General features: G+C 69.5%; 20 protein-coding genes. 12 read left to right on the top strand and 8 right to left on the bottom strand.

What is annotated here, in order from left to right; genetic code table 11:
• The first annotated feature begins 72 nt into the window (after nucleotides 1–72).
• Nucleotides 73–1,020 (top strand): LysR family transcriptional regulator, encoded by a 948-nt coding sequence (locus QTI68_RS36205; protein WP_286529006.1) that lies wholly within the window; start codon nucleotides 73–75, stop codon nucleotides 1,018–1,020.
• Here the strand turns inward: QTI68_RS36205 and QTI68_RS36200 are convergent.
• From QTI68_RS36200 to QTI68_RS36190, 3 genes are read right to left on the bottom strand one after another with little or no spacing between them, the layout of a single operon-like run.
• A complete protein-coding gene (locus QTI68_RS36200) occupies nucleotides 1,011–1,484 on the bottom strand; it encodes a tetratricopeptide repeat protein (protein WP_286529005.1) in 474 nt (157 codons plus the stop codon). The two genes, QTI68_RS36205 and QTI68_RS36200, sit on opposite strands and share 10 nt — an antisense overlap.
• A 7-nt stretch (nucleotides 1,485–1,491) precedes the next feature.
• A complete protein-coding gene (locus QTI68_RS36195; protein WP_286529004.1) occupies nucleotides 1,492–2,520 on the bottom strand; it encodes a phospholipase D-like domain-containing protein in 1,029 nt (342 codons plus the stop codon).
• Nucleotides 2,521–2,527: 7 nt separating this feature from the next.
• The gene (locus QTI68_RS36190) at nucleotides 2,528–4,423 is read right to left on the bottom strand and encodes an ABC transporter ATP-binding protein (protein ID WP_286529002.1); all 1,896 of its coding nucleotides are present in this window, start codon (nucleotides 4,421–4,423) and stop codon (nucleotides 2,528–2,530) included.
• 102 nt (nucleotides 4,424–4,525) lie between these two features.
• Here QTI68_RS36190 and QTI68_RS36185 point away from each other — a divergent pair, with 102 nt between their 5' ends.
• The 8 genes from QTI68_RS36185 to QTI68_RS36150 all read left to right on the top strand — a co-directional run bounded on the left by QTI68_RS36185 (nucleotide 4,526) and on the right by QTI68_RS36150 (nucleotide 10,913).
• Entirely contained in the window at nucleotides 4,526–6,010 is a 1,485-nt protein-coding gene (locus QTI68_RS36185) for a sensor histidine kinase (protein WP_286529000.1), read from the top strand.
• The gene (locus tag QTI68_RS36180) at nucleotides 6,007–6,630 is read left to right on the top strand and encodes a response regulator transcription factor (RefSeq protein WP_286528998.1); all 624 of its coding nucleotides are present in this window, start codon (nucleotides 6,007–6,009) and stop codon (nucleotides 6,628–6,630) included. The genes QTI68_RS36185 and QTI68_RS36180 overlap by 4 nt, the downstream gene beginning before the upstream one ends.
• Nucleotides 6,631–6,769: 139 nt before the next feature.
• Nucleotides 6,770–7,297, top strand: coding sequence for a GlcG/HbpS family heme-binding protein (locus QTI68_RS36175; RefSeq protein WP_286528996.1), 528 nt, complete (start codon nucleotides 6,770–6,772; stop codon nucleotides 7,295–7,297).
• Nucleotides 7,298–7,302: 5 nt separating this feature from the next.
• Nucleotides 7,303–7,989 carry an ankyrin repeat domain-containing protein gene (locus QTI68_RS36170; RefSeq protein WP_286528993.1) on the top strand — a complete coding sequence of 229 codons (687 nt, stop codon included), beginning with the start codon at nucleotides 7,303–7,305 and terminating at the stop codon, nucleotides 7,987–7,989.
• 55 nt (nucleotides 7,990–8,044) lie between these two features.
• Nucleotides 8,045–8,671 (top strand): FMN-binding negative transcriptional regulator, encoded by a 627-nt coding sequence (locus QTI68_RS36165; RefSeq protein WP_286528991.1) that lies wholly within the window; start codon nucleotides 8,045–8,047, stop codon nucleotides 8,669–8,671.
• Between the two features lie 7 nt (nucleotides 8,672–8,678).
• Complete coding sequence (locus QTI68_RS36160; protein ID WP_503011799.1) at nucleotides 8,679–8,888, top strand: hypothetical protein; 210 nt, start codon at nucleotides 8,679–8,681, stop codon at nucleotides 8,886–8,888.
• Nucleotides 8,878–9,981 carry a tRNA adenosine(34) deaminase TadA gene (gene tadA / locus QTI68_RS36155; RefSeq protein WP_286528985.1) on the top strand — a complete coding sequence of 368 codons (1,104 nt, stop codon included), beginning with the start codon at nucleotides 8,878–8,880 and terminating at the stop codon, nucleotides 9,979–9,981. The genes QTI68_RS36160 and tadA overlap by 11 nt, the downstream gene beginning before the upstream one ends.
• Entirely contained in the window at nucleotides 9,978–10,913 is a 936-nt protein-coding gene (locus QTI68_RS36150; RefSeq protein WP_286528983.1) for an LD-carboxypeptidase, read from the top strand. The genes tadA and QTI68_RS36150 overlap by 4 nt, the downstream gene beginning before the upstream one ends.
• Nucleotides 10,914–10,954: 41 nt before the next feature.
• Here the strand turns inward: QTI68_RS36150 and QTI68_RS36145 are convergent, their stop codons facing one another.
• Nucleotides 10,955–11,212, bottom strand: coding sequence for a hypothetical protein (locus QTI68_RS36145; protein WP_286528982.1), 258 nt, complete (start codon nucleotides 11,210–11,212; stop codon nucleotides 10,955–10,957).
• 376 nt (nucleotides 11,213–11,588) lie between these two features.
• Between QTI68_RS36145 and QTI68_RS36140 the strand changes: the two genes are divergently transcribed.
• A complete protein-coding gene (locus tag QTI68_RS36140; RefSeq protein WP_286528980.1) occupies nucleotides 11,589–12,536 on the top strand; it encodes an adenylate/guanylate cyclase domain-containing protein in 948 nt (315 codons plus the stop codon).
• Here QTI68_RS36140 and QTI68_RS36135 read toward each other — a convergent pair.
• The 3 genes from QTI68_RS36135 to QTI68_RS36125 all read right to left on the bottom strand — a co-directional run bounded on the left by QTI68_RS36135 (nucleotide 12,533) and on the right by QTI68_RS36125 (nucleotide 14,566).
• The gene (locus QTI68_RS36135; RefSeq protein WP_286528978.1) at nucleotides 12,533–13,072 is read right to left on the bottom strand and encodes a hypothetical protein; all 540 of its coding nucleotides are present in this window, start codon (nucleotides 13,070–13,072) and stop codon (nucleotides 12,533–12,535) included. The genes QTI68_RS36140 and QTI68_RS36135 overlap by 4 nt on opposite strands.
• Before the next feature lie 204 nt (nucleotides 13,073–13,276).
• The gene (locus QTI68_RS36130; RefSeq protein WP_286504479.1) at nucleotides 13,277–13,909 is read right to left on the bottom strand and encodes a response regulator; all 633 of its coding nucleotides are present in this window, start codon (nucleotides 13,907–13,909) and stop codon (nucleotides 13,277–13,279) included.
• Between the two features lie 159 nt (nucleotides 13,910–14,068).
• Entirely contained in the window at nucleotides 14,069–14,566 is a 498-nt protein-coding gene (locus QTI68_RS36125; RefSeq protein ID WP_286528976.1) for a hypothetical protein, read from the bottom strand.
• A 223-nt stretch (nucleotides 14,567–14,789) separates the two neighbouring features.
• On the opposite strand from QTI68_RS36125, the gene QTI68_RS36120 reads away from it, so the two are divergent.
• Entirely contained in the window at nucleotides 14,790–16,238 is a 1,449-nt protein-coding gene (locus QTI68_RS36120; protein ID WP_286528974.1) for a sensor histidine kinase, read from the top strand.
• Nucleotides 16,239–16,343: 105 nt separating this feature from the next.
• The gene (locus tag QTI68_RS36115; protein WP_286528973.1) at nucleotides 16,344–16,649 is read left to right on the top strand and encodes a hypothetical protein; all 306 of its coding nucleotides are present in this window, start codon (nucleotides 16,344–16,346) and stop codon (nucleotides 16,647–16,649) included.
• A 19-nt stretch (nucleotides 16,650–16,668) separates the two neighbouring features.
• Here the strand turns inward: QTI68_RS36115 and tkt are convergent, their stop codons facing one another.
• Nucleotides 16,669–18,735: a transketolase gene (tkt, locus tag QTI68_RS36110; protein ID WP_286528971.1), complete on the bottom strand. Its 2,067-nt coding sequence runs from the start codon at nucleotides 18,733–18,735 to the stop codon at nucleotides 16,669–16,671.
• Between the last annotated feature and the right edge of the window lie 119 nt (nucleotides 18,736–18,854).

Here is an 18,854-nt window from a genome sequence, read left to right as displayed (position 1 = left end):
AGAAGCCATTGCATCAATGACTAAAATCCAGGATCTTTGTTGCATTGAATGCAACACTCACCGGATCCGACCATGGACGACAAGCTGGACACGCGGCGTTTGCGCTACTTCATGCAGGTGCTGGAAAGCGGCTCGGTGCGCGGCGCGGCCGAGGTGCTCGACATGGACCCTTCGGCCGTCAGCCGGGCCGTGAGCCTGCTCGAGAAGGAATGCGGCACGGTGCTGCTCGAGCGCCGCGGGCGCGGCGTGGCGCCGACCGATGCCGGCGAGCTGCTTTCCGTCTACCTGCGCCGCCAGGAGAGCCAGAAGCAGCACCTGCTGGCCCAGATGGACGCCATCCGAAAGGTCGAGCGCGGCCACATCGACATCGTCGCCGGGGAGGGCTACATCGACTGGCTGATGCGCAACAGCCTGCAGGCCTTCATGCGCTCGCATCCGGCGATCACGGTCTCGCTCGAAGTCGGCAGCAGCGACGAGATCGTGCGCCGGGTGATCGACGAGCGGGCCCACATCGGCCTCTTGTTCCAGCCGCCCAGGGACGAGCGGCTGCGCTCGCACCATTCGCACCCGCAACCGATCCAGGCGCTGGTGCTCGAGACTCATCCGCTGGCGCGCCTGGGCCGGCCGCTCCGGCTGGCCGACCTGCTGCCGTACCCGGGGGCCACGCTGCAGCGCAGCTTCGGGGTGCGGCAGCACATCGAGGCGGCCGAGATCGGCGAAGGCGTGCGGCTGCCGACCCTGCTGACGACCACTTCGTTCAGCGCGCTGGGCTATTTCGTCGTCGCCGGCCTGGGCTATGCGCTGAGCACCCGCATGTCGCTGCCGCCGCACCTCGACACGGCCGCGGTGGTCGAACTGCCGATGCGCAATCCGCTGCTGCACCAGGGCCGCTCGCACGTGATCTCGCGCCACGGCCGGATGCTGGCGCCGGCCGCGACCGAACTGCTGCGGCTGATCGTGGACGACATGGTCCGCACGATGGGCGCGGCCACCCGCGAAACGCCGCCCGGTCAGGGCTGAGGCACGTACTTGTTGCCGGCCGCCTTGTAGCGGGCGATCGCCGCCTGCAGGTCGTCGAGTTCCTCGCAGGGCACGGTGCAGATCTTGGTCAGCCTGGCCTGCCGCTCCTCGGCCCGCGGCAGGTCGCCCAGGATCAGGAACAGCTCACCCGAGTATTCGAGCGCGCCCCGGTGCATCGGGTCGATGCGCAGAGCGGCGTCGTAGTAGCGTCCGGCGGCCGCATAGTCGGGGTTGGGGCCCTTGCGCACGCTGTAGCCCATCAGGTTGTTCCAGTCGGCACTGCGGGTGTCCTTGACGCGCTCGAGTTCGGCGATCGCCGCCGGCCAGTTCTTGGCGGCGATCTGCGAGCGGGCGGCGGCCAGCTGCAAGGTCGGTGGCGCCGAGAAGGTGTCGGCCGCCTGCGCGGCCTGCATGGCCATCGCGGCCAGCACCGCTCCGCAGGCGGAAGCAAGTGTCTTGTTCATGGTGCGCTCACTCCTTCGACTTGTGCTTTTTCGGCTTGTCCGGCGCCGGCTCGTCGACGCCGTCGAGCACCAGCTTGCTCGGATCCAGCTGGCGCTTCTGCAGGTCGTGCAGCAGGCCCGCATCGCTGAGGTCGATCTTGTGCGAGGCGGCCCAGTCGCGCTGGGCGGTCTCCGCCAGCCGCTGCACGGTGCCTTCGTGGTCGGTCTCGATCGCCAGTTCGCGCCGGCCGTCGAAGCTGCCCGGCGCCAGGTTGATCGAGCCCACGATGGCGCGCTGGCCGTCGGCCAGCATCATTTTCGCGTGGAGCTTGAGGTGCTTCATCGTGTGCACCTTGGCACCGACGTCCTGCAGTATGCGCAGGCCGCCGACGCCCTCGATCAGCTTCTCGGCCTTGAGCGAATGCGGCGGCTTGGTCAGGATGTGGACCTTCACGCCCCGGGTCGCCGCACGCACCAGCCGCTCGATGATGACCATGTCCTGGTAGCGCTCGTTCTGCACCCAGAGCGAGTCCTGGGCGCCATCGATGAACGCGGCGACGCGCTGGCGGCCGTTGTCAGGGCACCAGATCAGGCGCGAGTCGGGATGCGGCGTGAAGTCCTCGTGCGCCCAGTCGGCGTCGAAGCAGTCGACCATCTGGCGGGTCTCGAGGTCGTGGGTCGTGACGACCGCGTAGTCGCGCGTCTCGGTCAGGTCCTTGGGCTCCCAGTTCAGCGATTCGACGAAGCCCACCTGGTCGTCGACCACCATCGACTTCTGGTGCGTGAGGTCGAACTTCGGATTGCTGTCGCGGACCTCGATGCCCGCATCCACGAGCGCCTTGCGCGCGGCCTCGTTCTCGATCTCGCCGGTTCGCCGTGCCGGGTTCAGCATCACGCGCACCTTGACGCCGCGCTGCTTGGCGGCGATGACCGCGCCGATCAGCGTGTCGTCGGTGAACAGGAACATCCGGATGTTCAACGCCGACTTGGCCGCGTTGATCGCGTCCAGGATCGGCTTGGCGGTGTCGTCGGGCAGAACGATCAGTCGGTGGGACATGGCGGCCTCAGGCGGTGGCGGCCGGGTGGGCCGCCGGGTCTTCGTACTGGATGCGATGCAGCTCGGCATAGACGCCGCCGAGGGCCACCAACTCGTCGTTGGTGCCTTCCTCGACCACCACGCCGTCCTTCAGCACGATGATCTTGTCGGCGTTGCGCAGGGTGCTCAGGCGGTGGGCGATCATGATCACGGTGCGGCCCTGCATCAGCCGCTCCAGGCCCTCGATCACCAGGCGCTCGGACTCGGTGTCGAGGGCGGCCGTGGGTTCGTCCAGGATCATGATCGGGCTGTTGCGGATCACCGCCCGCGCGATGCCGATGCGCTGGCGCTGGCCGCCCGACAGCGTGTCGCCGCGCTCGCCGACCAGCGAGTCGTAGCCGTGCGGCATGCGGGCGATGAACTCGTCGGCGTTGGCGAGCTTGGCGGCGGCGACGATCTCCTCGCGGGTCGCGCCGGGCTTGCCGTAGGCGATGTTCTCGCCGATGGTGCCGCGGAACAGCACCGTCTCCTGCAGCACGAAACCGATCTGCGAGCGCAGCGCTGCGAGCTTGTGCGTCGCGATGTCGACGCCGTCGATCAGCACGCGGCCGCCGCTCGGATCGTAGAAGCGCGGCATCAGGCTGACCACGGTCGATTTGCCGCTGCCCGTGGGCCCGACGATGCCGACCACCTGCCCGGGCTGAATCGTGAACGAGACGTCGCGCAGCACCGGCGGCTCGCTGCCGTAGGCGAAGGCCACGTGCTCGAAACTGATCTCGCCCCGCGTGCGGCCGGGATCGGTGGCGCCGGGATGCTCGCGGATGATGTCGTCGGCGCCGAGGATCTTCTGGATCCGCTCCAGTGCCACCGTGGTCTGCGCGATGGTGCTGGCCATGCCGGCCAGGTCCTTCACCGGCTTGAAGAACTTGCTCAGGTAGGCGAGGTAGACGGTCAGCGCGCCGGCCGTCATGGTGCCGGCGATGATCAGCGAGGTGCCCTTCCAGAGCACGATGCCGGTGCACAGCGCCACCACCACCGCCACCACCGGCGACAGCAGCGACTTGATGCGCCGGGCCTTCAGCGCGGCCTCGGTGCTGGCGTGGCTGGCCGCCGTCATGTGCGTCAGCTCGAGATCCTGGCGGCCGAAGGCCTTGATCGCGCGCACCGAGCCCAGGCCCTCCTGCACCACGGCGACGATCTCGCTCTGCTTGACGCGCACCTCGCGCGTCACGTCCTTCACGGCCTTCTTGAAGCGGAACACGAACAGCAGCAGGAAGGGCATCACCGCGATCGCGATCAGCGTGAAGTCCCAGTCGAGCCAGAACATCAGGCCGAGCATGAAGACGATGGTGACGATGTCGACGACGATCGACAGCGTCGAGGACGAGGCAAAGCTCTGCACCGTCGCCACGTCGCTGGTGATGGTCGACATCAGGGTGCCGGTCTTGGCGGTGTCGTAGAAAGCCAGCGAGAGCCGGTGCAGGTGCTCGTAGATGCGCAGCCGGAGGTCGTTGGCGACCCACTGCCCGATGCTGGTGGTGTAGTAGTTGTCGATGTAGCTCGCGATGCCGCCGATGACCGCGATCGCCAGTGTCGCGAGGCCGGCGAACAGCGCGACGCCGAGCGTATGGCGGCCGATACCCAGGTCGTGCGCCCATTCGAGCCAGCGAGGCAGGTGGTGGGTTCCGAGCGCGTCGTCGAGCACCAGCTTCAGCGGCCAGGGTGCGGCCAGGCTCATGACGATCTCGACCAGCATCGCCGCCAGCACGATCGCCAGCCAGCCGCGGTAGGGCTTGAGCAGCCCCCGCACCAGGCGCGTGGTGTCCTGGCCCTGCGACAGGGCGGCATGCCGGGCCACCCGGGTGGCGGAATGCTGCGGCGTCTCCGGGGCCGCCGGCAGTTCTGCGGGTAGAGGTGTGGACATGCGGAGCCTGGAGGGTGGACGGCGCCTGGGATTGTGGACTCAGGTCCGCAGCCGACGCAAGCACCGGACCCGGCCCCGCGGGCCCGGGCACAATCCCCCGCCATGAGGCAATGGTTGCGTACGCAAGGGGGCTGGTGGCTCGCATGGCTGCTGGTCTCCGGCGCCGGTGCGGTCTGGCTGGCGCGCGGCGAGCTCCGGCAGCTGCGCGAGGATTTCGAGGTCAATGGCCGCATCGCCCACCGGCTCATGAGCCAGCAGGTGGTGCAGTACGACGCCGTGCTGGCCACGCTGGCACTGCTGGAGCCGGTGCCGGGCGCAGCCCGCTCCGAGCGTCGCCTGCCATCGGTCTACCCGTCGATCCTCGATGTCGAGCGGCGCGAGGCCGGCGGGGCGTGGCCGGACCCGTCGCTGGCCCCCGCCGAGGCCCGCTCGCGCCAGTTGCAGCGCCCCGAATTCATCGCCGACGACTTCGCGAGCGGCCGCTACCGGCTCGTGATCGGCGCCCTGCCGATCAGTTATGCGCTGGCCATCGACCTCGCCACGGCCGTGCCCTGGCGCGACTGGCCGATGGACCCGAAGACCAGCCCGGTGCGGGTGACGCTCGAGTACGCGGGGCAGCGCTTCGTGGTCCAGCCGGGCGCCGCGGCCGCCGAGGGCGGCTGGCATTTCGACTTCCGCAAGGTGCTGGCCTCGGACAGCCAGGCCTTCGAGCTGGTGGCCGAACAGCGGGTGCCCTGGACCGGACTGCCCTGGACCTCGATGGCCGCATGGTCGCTCGCCATGGCCGCCGCGCTGGGCGGCGCCTATGCGCTGCGGCGCCAGCGCATCGCGCGGCGCCGCGCCGAGGAACTGCTTCGGCTGGGGCAGGTCGCGCGGCTCAATGCGCTCGGCGAGCTGGCGGCCGGGATGGCCCACGAGCTGAACCAGCCGCTGACCGCGGTGCTGGCCAACACCCAGGCCGCCCAGCGGCTGCTGGCCGAGGAGCCGCCCGAACTGGCGACCGCACGCTCGGCGATGAAGCAGGCCGTCGAACAGGCACGCCGGGCCGCGGACGTGGTGGGCCGGCTGCGGCGGGTGATCGAGCGCCCCGACCGGCAGGCCGAGCTGCGGCCCGTGGCATTGCAGGAGGCGCTGCGAAGCGCCCTGCACCTGCTGGCGCCCGAGATGGCCAGGCGCGCCGTGACGCCGTCCATCGACGACGCGACGGCGGCGCCGGTCTGGGTGCTGGCCGAGCCGGTCGCGCTCGAGCAGATCGTCCACAACCTGCTGATGAACGCCCTGCAGGCGCTCGAGGAGGTGCCCGCCGCCGAGCGCCGCCTGCAGCTGTCCATCGGTATCGAGGCCGGTCGCGGCCTGCTCGCCGTCAGCGACAACGGCGCCGGGCTGTCGCCGGAAGCCCTGCCGCGCGTCTTCGAGCCTTTCTTCAGCACGCGCGAGGGCGGGCTCGGGCTCGGCCTGAGCCTGTCCGAGACGCTGGCGAGCGGGATGGGTGGCGCGCTCGAAGCGGCACATGCCGAGCCGTGCGGCGCCCGTTTCACGCTGCGGCTGCCGCTCGCCGGCGGCAGTGCCCAGGAGATGCATCGATGAGCGGACCCTTGTCCCCGCTGATCCACCTGATCGACGACGACCTCGCGGTGCGCGAGAGCCTGGCGCTGCTGATCGGCACGGTCGGCCTGCGCACCCAGACCTGGGGCGATCCGCAAGCCTTCCTCGACCAGTTCGACCGTGCGAGCATCGGCGCCATCGTGCTCGACGTCCGCATGCCCGGCATCGGCGGGCTCGCCCTGCTCGATGCGCTGGTCGGGCAGGGCGTCGACCAGCCGGTGATCATGCTCACCGGCCATGGCACGGTGGAGATGTGCCGCCGCGCCTTCAAGGCCGGGGCGGCGGAGTTCCTCGAGAAGCCGGTCGACGACGAACAACTGCTCGAGGCGCTGCAGCAGGCGGTGCGCCGGCACGTCGATTCACGCGAACGCACGCAGGCCGACCAGGCCGCCCGCGAGCGCTACCAGCAACTGTCCGAGCGCGAGCGCGAGGTGCTGGGCTTCATCGTCGCCGGGCTCACCAACAAGGAGATCGCTCGCGCGCTGGCGCTTTCGCCGCGCACCGTCGAGACCCACCGGGCCAATCTCTTCGCCAAGCTCGAATGCGATTCGCTGGCGCAGCTGATCCGGCGCTATGCCGGCTTGGTCGAGGCGGCGGGCTGAGCGGTCGCGCGCCGCTCCGTATTTCTACGGAGCGGCGAGGGTAGCCGTACGAATGGGCGGCGGGGGCTGCAGTTCCTAAAGTTGCGCCACCGTCGGCGATGTGCCGGCGCGATTCGATCCCAACCTTTCGGAGAACCCCATGAACCCGTCCCTTCGCCTCGGCAGCCTCGCCGTCCTGCTCGCCGCTTCCGCCTTGGGCGTCCAGGCCCAGACCGCGACGCCGGCACCGGCGCCGAGCCCGGCCGTGCGCGCCGAGAAGAACATGTCGCTCGAACTGGCGAACGAGATCGCCGGTGCGGCGGTGGCCGCCTGCGCCGCCAACGGCTACGCGGTCGCCGCCACCGTGGTCGATCGCGCCGGCACCGTGCGTGCCGTCCAGCGCGCCAACAACGCCGGCTCGCACACGCTGGGCGCCAGCGAGCGCAAGGCCTGGACCTCGGCCTCGGCCAAGACGCCGACCCTGGCGATGATGGAAAACGCCCAGAAGAACCCCGCCGCCGCCAACCTCGTGAACATCCCGGGCTTCCTGTTGCTGGGCGGCGGCGTGCCGGTCAAGTCGGGCAACGAGGTCATCGGCGCCGTCGGCGTCGGCGGCGCGCCGGGTGGCCACCTCGACGAGCAATGCGCCAACGCGGCGCTCGACAAGGTCAAGGGCCAGCTGGGTTGATTCCGATGAAGGCCGTGGCTGTCGCCCTGGCACTGCTGGCCGCCGGGCTGGCCGCTCCGGCGGCGGCCCAGGTGGCGCCGGCCGCCGCCGAGGCGCAGGCCTACCAGGGCCTGCACCGCGCGGCCTGGCGCGGCGACCTGCCGCAGCTGAAGGTGCTGATCGCCGGCGGCGCCGACCTCGAGGCGCGCGACGCCATGGGCCGCACGCCGCTCCACGTGGCCACCTACGCGCGTCAGCGCGAGGCCATCGGCGCGCTGGCCCGGGCCGGGGCCAAGCTCGACGCGTTCGAGAACGACCGCTACGACGCCGTCACCATCGCCGCGGTCGCCGACGACGTGCCCACGTTGGCGCTGCTGCTGTCGCTCGGCGCCAACCCCGGCCAGACCACCAGCCGCTACGACGGCACGGCGCTGATCGCCGCGGCCCACCTCGGGCACGACGAGGGGGTGCGCCGGCTGATCGCGGCCGGCGCACCGCTCGACCATGTCAACAACCTGCACTGGACCGCGCTGATCGAGGCCATCGTGCTCGGCGACGGTGGACCGCGCCACCAGCGCACCCTGGTCGCGCTGGTCGACGCCGGCGCCAACCTGCAGCTGGCCGATCGCCAGGGCCATACGCCGCTGCAGCTCGCGACCGCGCGCGGTTATGCCGCGATGGTCGAAAAGCTGCGGGCCGCAGGCGCCAGATAGGGGCGGCTCGGGGACAATCGGGCGGTCCTTTTGAGGGATCGCAGGATCAAGCCCCATGTACATGCCTCCGCAGTTCAACGTCACCGACCGCGCCATCGCCGCGCGGCTCATGCGCGACCATCCGTTCGCCAGCCTGATCTCGAACGACGACCAGGGCCTGCCCTACATCACGCACCTGCCGCTGGTGCTGGAGGAACGGGGCCCGGACGACTTCGTGCTCTGGGGCCACTGCGCCAAGCCCAATGCGCAGTGGCGCTACCTGCAGGCACGGCCACGGGCGGTGGTGAGCTTTCTCGGCCCGCATGCCTACCTGTCGCCTTCGGTCTATCCCGACCTGGCGCGGGTGCCGACCTGGAACTACCTGGCCGTGCACTGCACGGTCGAAGCGCGCCTGGTCGAGGGCGCAGACGAGAAAGACGCGCTGCTCAAGCGCCTGATCGGCCAGCACGAGCCCGCGTACGCGCAGCAATGGCGCGACCTCGGGCAGGACTTCCAGCACAAGATGCTCAACGGCATCGTCGGCTTCGAGCTGACGGTGACCGCGCTGCAATGCAAGGTCAAGCTCAACCAGCATCGCAAGGAATCGCATGCCGCGACCTACGAGGTCTACCGCAACGGCACGCCCGACGAGCGCGCGCTGGCGGACTGGATGAAGACGCTCGGCATCACCGGGGAGGCCTGAGATGCGCATGTTGGGGTTGGTCGGATTGCTGGTCGCGCTGGTCGTCGTCGGGCTGCTGGCCAGGAAGCAACTGGGCGGCGTCGCCGCGCCGGTGCTGCCGGCCGGCGGCGCTGCGGCGGGTGAGGGACGGGCGCCGAACCCGCAGCAGATCCAGCAGCAGTTCAAGCAGTCGCTCGATGCCGCGATGCAGGCGCGGCCGGTCCCCGATGACAACTGACGCCGACTGGATGGCGCTCGCGCTGGCCGAGGCGCGCCAGGCGGCGGAGGCCGGCGAAGTGCCGATCGGCGCCGTGCTGGTCAAGGACGGCCGGGTCGTCGCCAGCGGACGCAACGCGCCGATCGCGCTGCACGACCCGAGCGCGCATGCCGAGGTCAATGCGCTGCGCGCCGGCGGGGCCGCGCTCGGCAACTACCGGCTCGACGGCTGCGAACTGTTCGTGACGCTGGAGCCCTGCGCGATGTGCGCCGGCGCCATGCTGCATGCACGGCTGGCGCGGGTCGTGTTCGGCGCCGCCGACCCCAAGACCGGCGCCGCCGGCTCCGTGATCGACCTGTTCCGCGAAAGCCGGCTCAACCACCGCACGGCCGTGCAGGGCGGATTGCTCGCCGCCGAATCGCAGGCGCTCCTGCAAGACTTCTTCCAGGCCCGTCGCTGCGCCGCGCGCGAGGCGGCCGAGCCCTTGCGCGACGACGCCTTGCGCACGCCCGACGAGCGCTTCGCCGGCCTGGCCGACCTGGGCCCCGCGCCGCGCCAGGTGAGCGAGCTGCCGAGCCAGCGCGGCTGGCGGATGCGCTACCTCGACGAGGGCCCACGGGATGCGCCCTGCACCTGCCTCTGCCTGCACGGGCCGGGCGAGTGGCGCTACTTCTTCCGCCACTTGGCAGGCGCCGCGGGCTTGCGGCTGCTGGCGCCCGACCTGATCGGCTTCGGGCAGAGCGACAAGCCCAAGCGCGAAGCGGTGCACCAACTCGAATGGCACTGGCGTCTGCTGGCCGAATGGCTGGCGTGGCTCGAACGAACGCAACAGCTCGCGCCCGGTCCGCTGGCGCTGCTGCACAGCCCCGGCGCCGCCGCCTGGGCCGCATCGCTGGCCGAAACCCTGCCAGCCCGCTTTGCGCCCGTGATGGCCGTGCCGGACGGCGCCGCCCCGGTGCCGGACGCCTGGCACGCACCATTCCCCGACCGCGGCTACGAGGCCGCGCTGCGGGCCCTGGGCCCGATCCCGAAGCGCGCCTCCGGCCCGACGCCGGCGCAGGCGAGCGCCCTGGCCCAGCGGGTGCGCGAGGCAATGGGATACTTCGGCCCGTGAAAAAACACATCTACATCTATTCGCCCTCCAGCGCCGTGCGCGACAAGGCCGCCTTCAAGCGCGGCGTCAAGCGGCTCCAGGCCCTGGGCCACGAGGTCGAACTCGACGAGGCCGCTCTCGCCACCCACCAGCGCTTCGCGGGCGACGATGCCACGCGGCTGGCGGCGATCGCGCGCGCCACGGCCAGTGGCGCCGACGTGGCGCTGATCTCGCGCGGCGGCTACGGACTCACGCGCATCCTCGACCAGATTCCCTACAAGGCCGTGGCCAAGGCGATCGATCGCGGCACCGAGTTCGTCGGGCTCAGCGACTTCACCGCCTTCCAGAGCGCGCTGCTGGCCAAGACCGGCGCCGTCACCTGGGCCGGGCCCGCGGTCGGCGAGGACTTCGGCGCCGAAGCCGGTGCCGACGACATCATGGAAGCCTGCTTCGACGACCTGCTGGGCGGGCAAGGCGAGGGCACCGGATGGCGCATGCCGGCGCGCGACAGCGCCGACCTGCCGGCGTTCCGGTCCATCCACGACGCGGTGCTGTGGGGCGGCAACCTGTGCGTGCTGACCAGCCTGCTTGGTACGCCGTGGTTTCCCGCCATCGACAAGGGCGTGCTGTTCCTGGAGGACGTCAACGAACACCCCTACCGGGTCGAGCGCATGCTCGACCAATTGCGTCACGCGGGGGTGCTGGGGCGCCAGAAGGCGATCGTGTTGGGGCAGTTCACGGGCATCCGCAAGGTTCCGCACGATCGAGGCTTCAGCATGCAGGCGGTCGTCGCCCGCCTGCGCGGCCTGGTCAAACCGCCGGTGCTGACCGGACTGCCGTTCGGCCACGTGCCGACCAAGGTGCTGCTGCCCGTGGGCGCGAAGGTGGAAGTGGCCGCCGACGGCCGGGACGTGTTCATGGTCTGGGGCCACCGGCACCCTCACCATCACTGAAAACAGGGCTGGCCCGCTTGCGCGGGCCGCTCAATGCCGGGTCAGCCGTGAACCTTGTGGTGGGTCCGGGGCTCCATGCTGCCGGGAAGCCCGCCCTTGAACAGGCGGTTGATCTGGCGCATCTGGCGCCGGGCGGCGACTTCGCCGTCGACCGCACTGAGGGCGGTCAGCACGTCCTGGCGCAGGTACCAGAGCGCTTCGAGGTCGCCTGCGAAACGCACGCGCTGCGCCACGCGCTGCATCGTGTGGCCGCCGTGGACCTGGAGCAGTGACAGCATCGCCGTGCGGATCTGCCCCATCTGACGATCCGCGGAACGGCGAAAGCCGAAACCTGGGAAGCTCAGAAAGCGAAGGAGACTGCTGGGTGACACCATGGACGGAAGGCGTATTGCCAAAACCTGGACAGGTGCTACGTTAAGGCTGGCCTCGGAGCCGCACAAGCATCGGCACGACATTTCATGTTCAAAAACAACATACTTCACGAAACTGCTCAAGAAGCGCTTGAACAACTAATGCCTAAGTTCTACTTTTGTAGAGAAAACTAAACTTACACGATGTGTCGAAATGAAAAAGCAACAGCTTGGGCCGCCAGTGGCCCGATTTGAGCTTCCGGGACCGTGTTTCGGCGCCGCTTTGCCATAATCGAGCGGCGAGAGCTACCAAAAACTGCACAACATGGGCGCCAATTCCACTGTCGTATTTGCCGATCTGACGGGAAGTACCAGAGTCTTCGAGGCTATGGGGAACGCGCGCGCCACCGAAACCGTGACGCGGCTGACGCAGTGGATCGGCGGCGTATGCGAAGCGCATGGGGGCCGTGTCGTCAAATCGCTGGGCGATGGCGTCTTTGCGATATTCGCCGACGGCATCAGCGCCACCCGGGCCGTGCTCGAAATGCAGCGCAACCACCAGAAGCGCCTGCAAACCTGGCCCGCGCCTCTGCGCATGGAACTGCAGATCGGCGTTGCCAGCGGCGAGGTGGTGGAGGTCGATGGCGACTGCTACGGCGACGCAGTCAACCTGGCCTCGCGCCTGAGCGACCTGGCCGGGCCGGGACAGATCTGGGCGACCGAGTCGGTGATCGAGCAGTTGCATGGCGGCGAGGTCCGCCACCGCAGCCTGGGGCCGATCAATATCCGCGGCAAGAACGAGATGCCGGTGGTGCACCGGGTCGACTGGCAGGACGAGGTGTCCGAGTTCCTGACGATGCCGGCGTCGCTGGTGCATCAGCCGCGCGGACCCGATTCGTCCTTCGGACAGATCGAGCTGGCCTGGCTCGACGTCCGCTCGATGTTCCGCGCCGCCGAACTTCCGATCCACCTGGGCCGGGTCGACGAGGCGCAGTTCGTGGTCAACGACCCGCGGGTGTCGCGGCTGCATGCGCGCATCGAAGCCCGCCAGGGCAGTTGCGTGCTGGTCGACGTCAGCACCTACGGCACCTGGGTGCGCTTTCATGGCACTGCCGGCGCCAGCGGCGAGATCGCGCTGCGGCGCGACGAGTGCGTGCTGCACGGCAGCGGCGAGATCGGCCTGGGTGCGCCGCTCAGCGATTTCAGCGCACCGACCATTTCGTTCAACACCACCGGCGGCAACGTGCTGCTGGCGCGCCGCGACCTGCGCTAGGGGCGGGCCGGCTCGACCGGCCGCAGCACGCGGCCATCGCCGATGAACGACTCGCCCACCAGCATCCTGAAGCCGGCTTCGGCCTGAAACTTGGGCAGCGCCAGCTGGGGCGCCAGAAACTCCACTTCGAGCGCCTGCGGGCTGCCACGCCGGAACGACCGGTCCGCCGGAACCCACCAGCGGGCCGAGAACGCCTCGTTGCCGACCACCAGCGCGCAGCGATGCTCGCCGGCAGGCACCGGGATGTCATCGGCCGGCAGCTTCGGCGGACGCAGCGTGAGTTCGACCAGCAGCTGGGGCTCGAAGGTGGGCCGTTCGTCGAAGGGGGAGGGCGTCATCGGTGCCGGCCGGCGCAGGCGCGAGATCAGCCACGAGATCACGTTGCCGATGATCGGCACCCACAACAGCATCAGCAGGGTGCCGATGTCCCGCAGCGTCGAGCCGGGCGCGGCGAGCTGCCGCATCGCCGCGCCTCCGAGGGCGACGCACAGCAGGATGATCACGATGAGCTTGCGCCGGGACTGGATGGTCGTCATGGCCCCGAGCTTAACAATCCGGCCCGACGCCGGGCGCCGCAGCGGGCTGCCTGTTTTGCAGGCAACGGGACGGGACCCCGCGTGGGGCCACGCTTCGCGCCTGGCCGTCCCGGCGCTTCACACAGTGTTATCCACAGAAAGCCGGAACAAGTCATCGACTGGGGCATGACGCCCTCGCGATGGGCGAGCTCGGCCGCCGATGCCTCAACTGATCAGCTGGTTCTTGAGCGCGTAGTAGGTGAGGTCGCTGTTGGAGGCCAGGTTCATCTTCTCCATCAGCCGGCTGCGGTAGGTGCTCACGGTCTTGACCGACAGCGACAGGTGCTCGGCGATGCTGCCCGCGGTCTCGCCGGTGGCGAGCTTCAGGAAGACCTGGAACTCGCGCTCCGAGAGTTGCTCGTGCGGCGCGGTGTCGGTGTTGCGGTCGAGCTGGCGGGCCAGCAGTTCGGCCACGCCGGGCGTGATGTAGCGGCGACCGAGCGAAATCGTGCGGATCGCTTCGACGATTTCCTTGGGGTCGCATTCCTTGTTGAGGTAGCCGCTCGCGCCCTGGCGGATCAGGCTCATGGCGTAGTGTTCCTCCGGATAGCCGCTCAGGATCAGGATGCCGGTGTCGGGCGCCTTCGCCCGCACCATCGCGATGGCATCGATGCCGCTCTGGCCCGGCATCGAGAGATCCATCACCAGGACATCGATCTCGTGGTTGCGCACCAGGTCGATGGCTTCGCGCCCGCTGGCGGCTTCGCCGACCACGCGCAGGTCCACGTGCTGCGAAAAGAAGTCGCGCAGGCCCGAACGAACGATGGCATGGTCGTCCACGATTCCGATCTTGATCATTTATTGCTCCTCGAATGATGGTGTGGCGGGAGCATGCGGGCCGATGCGGCCGGCTCGCGTCTGCCGACAGGCCGACTCCGCGTAGGAAAGACGCGAATGCATCTCGGGCAATTGGATGACACGCGGCGGGGGGCAAGGCCCCGGTGCGACAGCCAGGCGTCAGCGCAACAGCCTGAAGGCAGCCACCGCGGCCGCCAAGCCACCGAGCACCAGCAGGCCCTTGGCCTTGGAGAAGCGAGACGCACGTTCGGAGCGATAGCCTTCGAGCCGGGCGGGGAGGGTGCGCAGGTCTTCGATCGGCCCCTGCGGGCCCAGGCGTTCCTCGGCATTGATCGCTTGGAGGGTCGCCGCCAGCAAGGCGGGGCTCTTGTCGTCGTGCTCGTAGGCGGTCGGGGTCTCGCCGCGCGCCCGCTGCACGTGGGCCAGGAAGAGCTTGCCCCTGGCGGTCAGGCCGATGTCTTCGCCGCTCATCGCGAGCAGTCCGTGCTCGAGCAGGGCGTCGAGGCCGCGTCGCACGCCGGGCCGCTCGTTGACAGGCACGCTGGCCTGCAGGCCGGTGCGCGAGGTCTTGCCACCCCCTGACGCGGCCGCCCGTTGGCGAACCAGCATCATCAACACGCCGGCAACGGTCTCGTGGTCTGAAAGCGCTTGTCCCATGGCGATCAAATTATTCCCGCGAACAGGCGCCAGCGCGAGAGGAACAAGCCCTGATGTGCGGCGGATTTGTCGTCGATGGCGATTCGACGGCGCAGGCGGCCATCGAATCGCCTTCGCTCGGCCCGCGATTGCGGTAATAACGCACACAACCCGGGGTGATCCCGAGTTGCGATGTCGTTGACAAACAGGGAGTCTCCAAGACTCTGAAACTCTGGACTCCGGGATGGCCTCCGAGGCGTCGCTCCACCCAAGCCCGGCATTCGCACGCGCCCAGGTCTCCGCGCACGCCCGATCCGGTCACGACCCGGCCCCCGGTGACATCGAGGACGATGCGCCCGGCCTGCGCGCCCGCTGGATCCAGGGTCAGCTGACGCGCAGCTTCATGCGCCAATCGCGCGCGCGGCAGCCGCTGGGGCTGCTGCTGATCCTGACCATGGCCGCACTGTGCTGGGGCAGCGGCAGCCATCTGGCCGTGTCGGCCTGGCTGGCGGTCGGCTTGCTGATCGGCGCGATGCGCCGTCGCGTGGTGAGCCTCCATGCCCGCAACCACCAGGGCGCCAGTTCCGAATCGCTCAATCTCTTCCTCGCCCGGGCGGCGCCGGTCTTCATCCTCGAGGCCCCGTTCTGGGGCGTCTCGGTGCTGCTGTTCTTCGCTCGCATTCCGGAGGCGAACCAGTTCGGATGCTGGCTGGTCCTGACGCTGGTGGTCTACGGGCCGATCACCCGCCTGGCGCTGGTGCCCTTCCTGCTCTACTGGTCGATGAACGGCTTCTTCGTCGTGATGCTGGCCTGCGTGCTGTATGGCGTGTTCCTTGGGCCGATGCAGGGATCGCTCAACTACTGGTTCGTAGGGCTCACCTTGTTGCACTGGGTCGTGATCCTCGGCCTTGGCAGGGCGATCCACGCCAATCAGGAAGAGCACTTCGGTCTTCAATACGACCTCGCCCTCAGGGAGCGCCAGGCGACCGAGGCGGTCAGCACCAAGAACCGTTTTCTTGCCGCCGCGACCCACGACCTGCGCCAGCCGGTGTCGGCCCTGGCGCTCTATGCCGACTTCCTGAAGGAGAACCCGGAGACGCATGCCGAACTGGCGCCCAAGATCGCCAAGGCCACGGCCGCTGTGAGCCACCTGTTCGATTCGCTGTTCGACCTGTCGGTGCTCGACAGCGGCAAGGTCCAGCTGTCGGTCGAGCCGGTGCAGATCGCCGATGTGGTGCGCGACCTGCAGCTGCAGTACGAGCCGCTGGCGGAGGCGAAGAACATCCGGCTGCGCGTGCGCACCGGGCAGGCGACGATCCAGTCGGACCCGCTGCGACTGCGGCGGATGGTCGGCAACGTGCTGTCGAACGCGATCAAGTACAGCCCGCCCGGCAAGAAGATCCTGCTGGCCGCGCGGCTGCAGCAGGGCGATGTCGTGGTCGAGGTCTTCGACCAGGGCATCGGCATCCCGGCCGACCAGATCGAGAAGGTGTTCGAGGAGTTCTATCGCGTCAATGACGCGGCCACGCCGGCAGCCGACGGGGTCGGGCTCGGCTTGTCGCTGGTCGCGCGGCTGGCGAAGGCGCTCAAGTCGGAGGTCCGGCTCGACTCGGTGGCGGGACGCGGCACCCGCTGCTCGATCCGCCTGGGCGACCTGCGCGGCGGCGGCACTGCGAACCCGCCGGGTGGGTGACGACCTACGCCGCCTGGACAACGGTGCCGACATGCCTGGGCCGAGCAGGAACCTTCAATGAATGCAGTGCGACGTGGTCGCATTGCACTTCTCGAAAGGACTTCCATGCAGAGCACGAATTTCACCGACTACAAGAGCCCTGAACAGATCGCCGAGGCGACGCGCCAGGCCGTGCGCGACACCGCCGACGGGGCAGACGCCTACACCGCGGGCAGCGCGCATGCGGCCGGGCCTTCCAGGCGCCGGGCCCGGCAGGTGATGGACGACCTCAGGGCCCGGGGCCGCCAGTGGCAAGAGCAGGGCGGCCACTATGTCTCGGATCGGCCGGTCCGATCGATGGTGATGGCAGCGGCGGGCGGCGCCGCCGTGACCACCTTGATGCTCGCCGCGCTGCGCGGCAGCCGGCGCTGAAACCTCCGCCGCGCGCGGCCTATGGACTGGCCGCCGCGCGCACCGACAGGGCCACGGCCACCACGTTGTCGACCGTGAAGCCGAACTCCCGCTGCAACGCCGCCAGCGGTGCCGAGGCGCCGAAGGTCTGCATGCCCACGACCTTGCCGATCGTGCCGACGTAGCGCTCCCAGCCGAAGGCCGAGGCCTGTTCGACGGCCACCCGCGCCCTCGCGCCCGGCGGCAGAACGCTGTTCCGATAGTCGGGCGTCTGCTGCTCGAACAGGTCCCATGAAGGCATCGACACCAGCCGCGCCAGCACGCCCTGGGCCACGAGCTGATCGTGCGCCTGCAGCGCCAGCGAGACTTCGCTGCCGCTCGCGATGAGGATCAGCTCGGGCTCGGCTTCACCGGCGGCGTCGGCCAGCACATAGGCGCCCCGGGCGACGCCGGCGGCGGGCGCGAGCCGGCTGCGGTCGAGGGTCGGCAGGGCCTGGCGCGACAGCACCAGCACGGTCGGGCGGTGCGGCGACTGGAGCGCCACGCGGTAGGCTTCCACCACCTCGTTGGCATCGCCCGGGCGCAGCACCGTGAGGCCGGGCATCGCCCGCAGCGAGGCCAGCTGCTCGATCGGCTGGTGGGTCGGTCCATCCTCGCCGTCGCCCATCGCATCGTGGGTGAAGACGAACAGCGACGGCAGCTCCATCAGCGCCGCCAGCCGGATCGCCGGCCGGGCGTAGTCGCTGAAGATGAAGAAGGTGGCGCCGAAAGGACGCAGCTTGGACAGCGCCATGCCGTTGACGGCCGCCGCCATCGCATGCTCGCGAATGCCGAAGTGGAGGTTCTTGCCGCCCGGGCTGCCGGGCTGGAAATCGCCGGCGCCCGGGTACTTGAGCGTGGTCTTGTTCGACGAGCCGAGGTCGGCCGAGCCACCGATCAGCCAGGGCACGCTCTGTGCAAGAAGGTTGAGCACCTGGCCCGAGGCGTCGCGCCCTGCCAGGCCCTTCGGGTCGGCCGGAAAGACCGGCAGCTGGCTGTCCCAGCCGGCTGGCAGTTCGCGGCGCTGCATCTGATCGATCTCGAGCGCCAGGGCAGGGGAGCGCGCGCGCAAGGCGGCATCGGCCGCGTTCCAGGCCGCGCGCGCTGCGGCGCCGCGGGCGCCGATGCCGGCATCGAAATGCGCACGCACGCCGTCCGGCACCAGGAACTTCGCGTCCTCCGGCCAACCGTAGGCGCGCTTGACCAGCCGGACCTCGTCGTCGCCGAGCGGCTCGCCGTGCGCAGCGGCCGTGTCCTGGCGGTGCGGAGAGCCCCAGCCGATATGGCTGTCGAGGATGATCAGCGTCGGCTGGCCGCGTGTCTGCCTGAAGGTGGCCAGCGCCGCCTCGATCAGCGCGATGTCGTTGGCGTCGCCGACCCGCAGCACTTTCCAGCCATAGGCGGCGAAGCGCATCGCCACGTCCTCGGTGAAGGTGATCTCGGTGCGCCCTTCGATCGTGATGTGGTTGTTGTCGTAGATCCAGCACAGCCGGTCGAGCCCGAGGTGGCCGGCCATCGACGCGGCTTCGGAGCCGACGCCTTCCATCAGACACCCGTCGCCGCAGACCGCATAGACGTCGTAGTCGAACAGGGCAGGGCCGTCCTGGTCGTAGCGGTTGGCCAGCCAGCGCTGCGCCATCGCCATGCCGACACTGGTGGCGATCCCCTGGCCGAGCGGGCCGGTGGTGGTCTCGACGCCCGACACCCAGTGGTATTCAGGGTGGCCGGGTGCCTTGCTGCCGAACTGGCGAAAACGCCGGATGTCGTCCAGCGTCACGGCGGGCGCGCCGAGCAGTTCGTACTCGGCGTTGACGGCCACCGTGCCGCTGAGGTGCAGCGCCGACCAGAGCAGCATCGAGGCATGTCCGTTCGACAGCACGAAGCGGTCGCGGCCGGGCCAGATCGGGTCCTTCGGGTCGAAGCGCATCACCCGGTTCCACAGGGTGTAGACCAGCGGCGCCAGGGCCATCGGTGTGCCCGGATGGCCGGAGTTGGCGGCCTGCACGGCGTCGATCGACAGCGTGCGGATGGTGTTGATGCACAGGGTGTCGAGCTCGGCGTCGGTCATCGGGGGCTCCGTGGGGTGTGCCTTTCGAGGGCGCGGACGAACGAGAAGCAAGGCATGGGACGAGGGGAGTCATCATGCACCGAACCGGGATGGCCTGCCGCCGCCGGGCGCCCATAATC

This window comes from Variovorax sp. J31P207 (assembly GCF_030316965.1).
GTDB lineage: Bacteria > Pseudomonadota > Gammaproteobacteria > Burkholderiales > Burkholderiaceae_C > Variovorax > Variovorax ginsengisoli_B.
The sequence above is the reverse complement of the archived record's forward strand: the minus strand, read 5'-3'. Positions and strand labels throughout refer to the sequence as shown.

Bases quoted from the DNA above. Each gene is read 5' to 3' on its own strand.
- QTI68_RS36180 (WP_286528998.1), top strand. From the start codon at position 6,007: ATGAGCGGACCCTTGTCCCCGCTGATCCACCTGATCGACGACGACCTC.
- QTI68_RS36130 (WP_286504479.1), bottom strand. From the start codon at position 13,909: ATGATCAAGATCGGAATCGTGGACGACCATGCCATCGTTCGTTCGGGC.
- QTI68_RS36185 (WP_286529000.1), top strand. From the start codon at position 4,526: ATGAGGCAATGGTTGCGTACGCAAGGGGGCTGGTGGCTCGCATGGCTG.
- QTI68_RS36160 (WP_503011799.1), top strand. From the start codon at position 8,679: ATGTTGGGGTTGGTCGGATTGCTGGTCGCGCTGGTCGTCGTCGGGCTG.
- tadA (WP_286528985.1), top strand. From the start codon at position 8,878: ATGACAACTGACGCCGACTGGATGGCGCTCGCGCTGGCCGAGGCGCGC.
- QTI68_RS36190 (WP_286529002.1), bottom strand. From the start codon at position 4,423: ATGTCCACACCTCTACCCGCAGAACTGCCGGCGGCCCCGGAGACGCCG.
- QTI68_RS36195 (WP_286529004.1), bottom strand. From the start codon at position 2,520: ATGTCCCACCGACTGATCGTTCTGCCCGACGACACCGCCAAGCCGATC.
- QTI68_RS36135 (WP_286528978.1), bottom strand. From the start codon at position 13,072: ATGACGACCATCCAGTCCCGGCGCAAGCTCATCGTGATCATCCTGCTG.
- QTI68_RS36175 (WP_286528996.1), top strand. From the start codon at position 6,770: ATGAACCCGTCCCTTCGCCTCGGCAGCCTCGCCGTCCTGCTCGCCGCT.
- QTI68_RS36120 (WP_286528974.1), top strand. From the start codon at position 14,790: ATGGCCTCCGAGGCGTCGCTCCACCCAAGCCCGGCATTCGCACGCGCC.
- QTI68_RS36205 (WP_286529006.1), top strand. From the start codon at position 73: ATGGACGACAAGCTGGACACGCGGCGTTTGCGCTACTTCATGCAGGTG.
- tkt (WP_286528971.1), bottom strand. From the start codon at position 18,735: ATGACCGACGCCGAGCTCGACACCCTGTGCATCAACACCATCCGCACG.
- QTI68_RS36140 (WP_286528980.1), top strand. From the start codon at position 11,589: ATGGGCGCCAATTCCACTGTCGTATTTGCCGATCTGACGGGAAGTACC.
- QTI68_RS36115 (WP_286528973.1), top strand. From the start codon at position 16,344: ATGCAGAGCACGAATTTCACCGACTACAAGAGCCCTGAACAGATCGCC.
- QTI68_RS36165 (WP_286528991.1), top strand. From the start codon at position 8,045: ATGTACATGCCTCCGCAGTTCAACGTCACCGACCGCGCCATCGCCGCG.
- QTI68_RS36170 (WP_286528993.1), top strand. From the start codon at position 7,303: ATGAAGGCCGTGGCTGTCGCCCTGGCACTGCTGGCCGCCGGGCTGGCC.
- QTI68_RS36145 (WP_286528982.1), bottom strand. From the start codon at position 11,212: ATGGGGCAGATCCGCACGGCGATGCTGTCACTGCTCCAGGTCCACGGC.
- QTI68_RS36200 (WP_286529005.1), bottom strand. From the start codon at position 1,484: ATGAACAAGACACTTGCTTCCGCCTGCGGAGCGGTGCTGGCCGCGATG.
- QTI68_RS36125 (WP_286528976.1), bottom strand. From the start codon at position 14,566: ATGGGACAAGCGCTTTCAGACCACGAGACCGTTGCCGGCGTGTTGATG.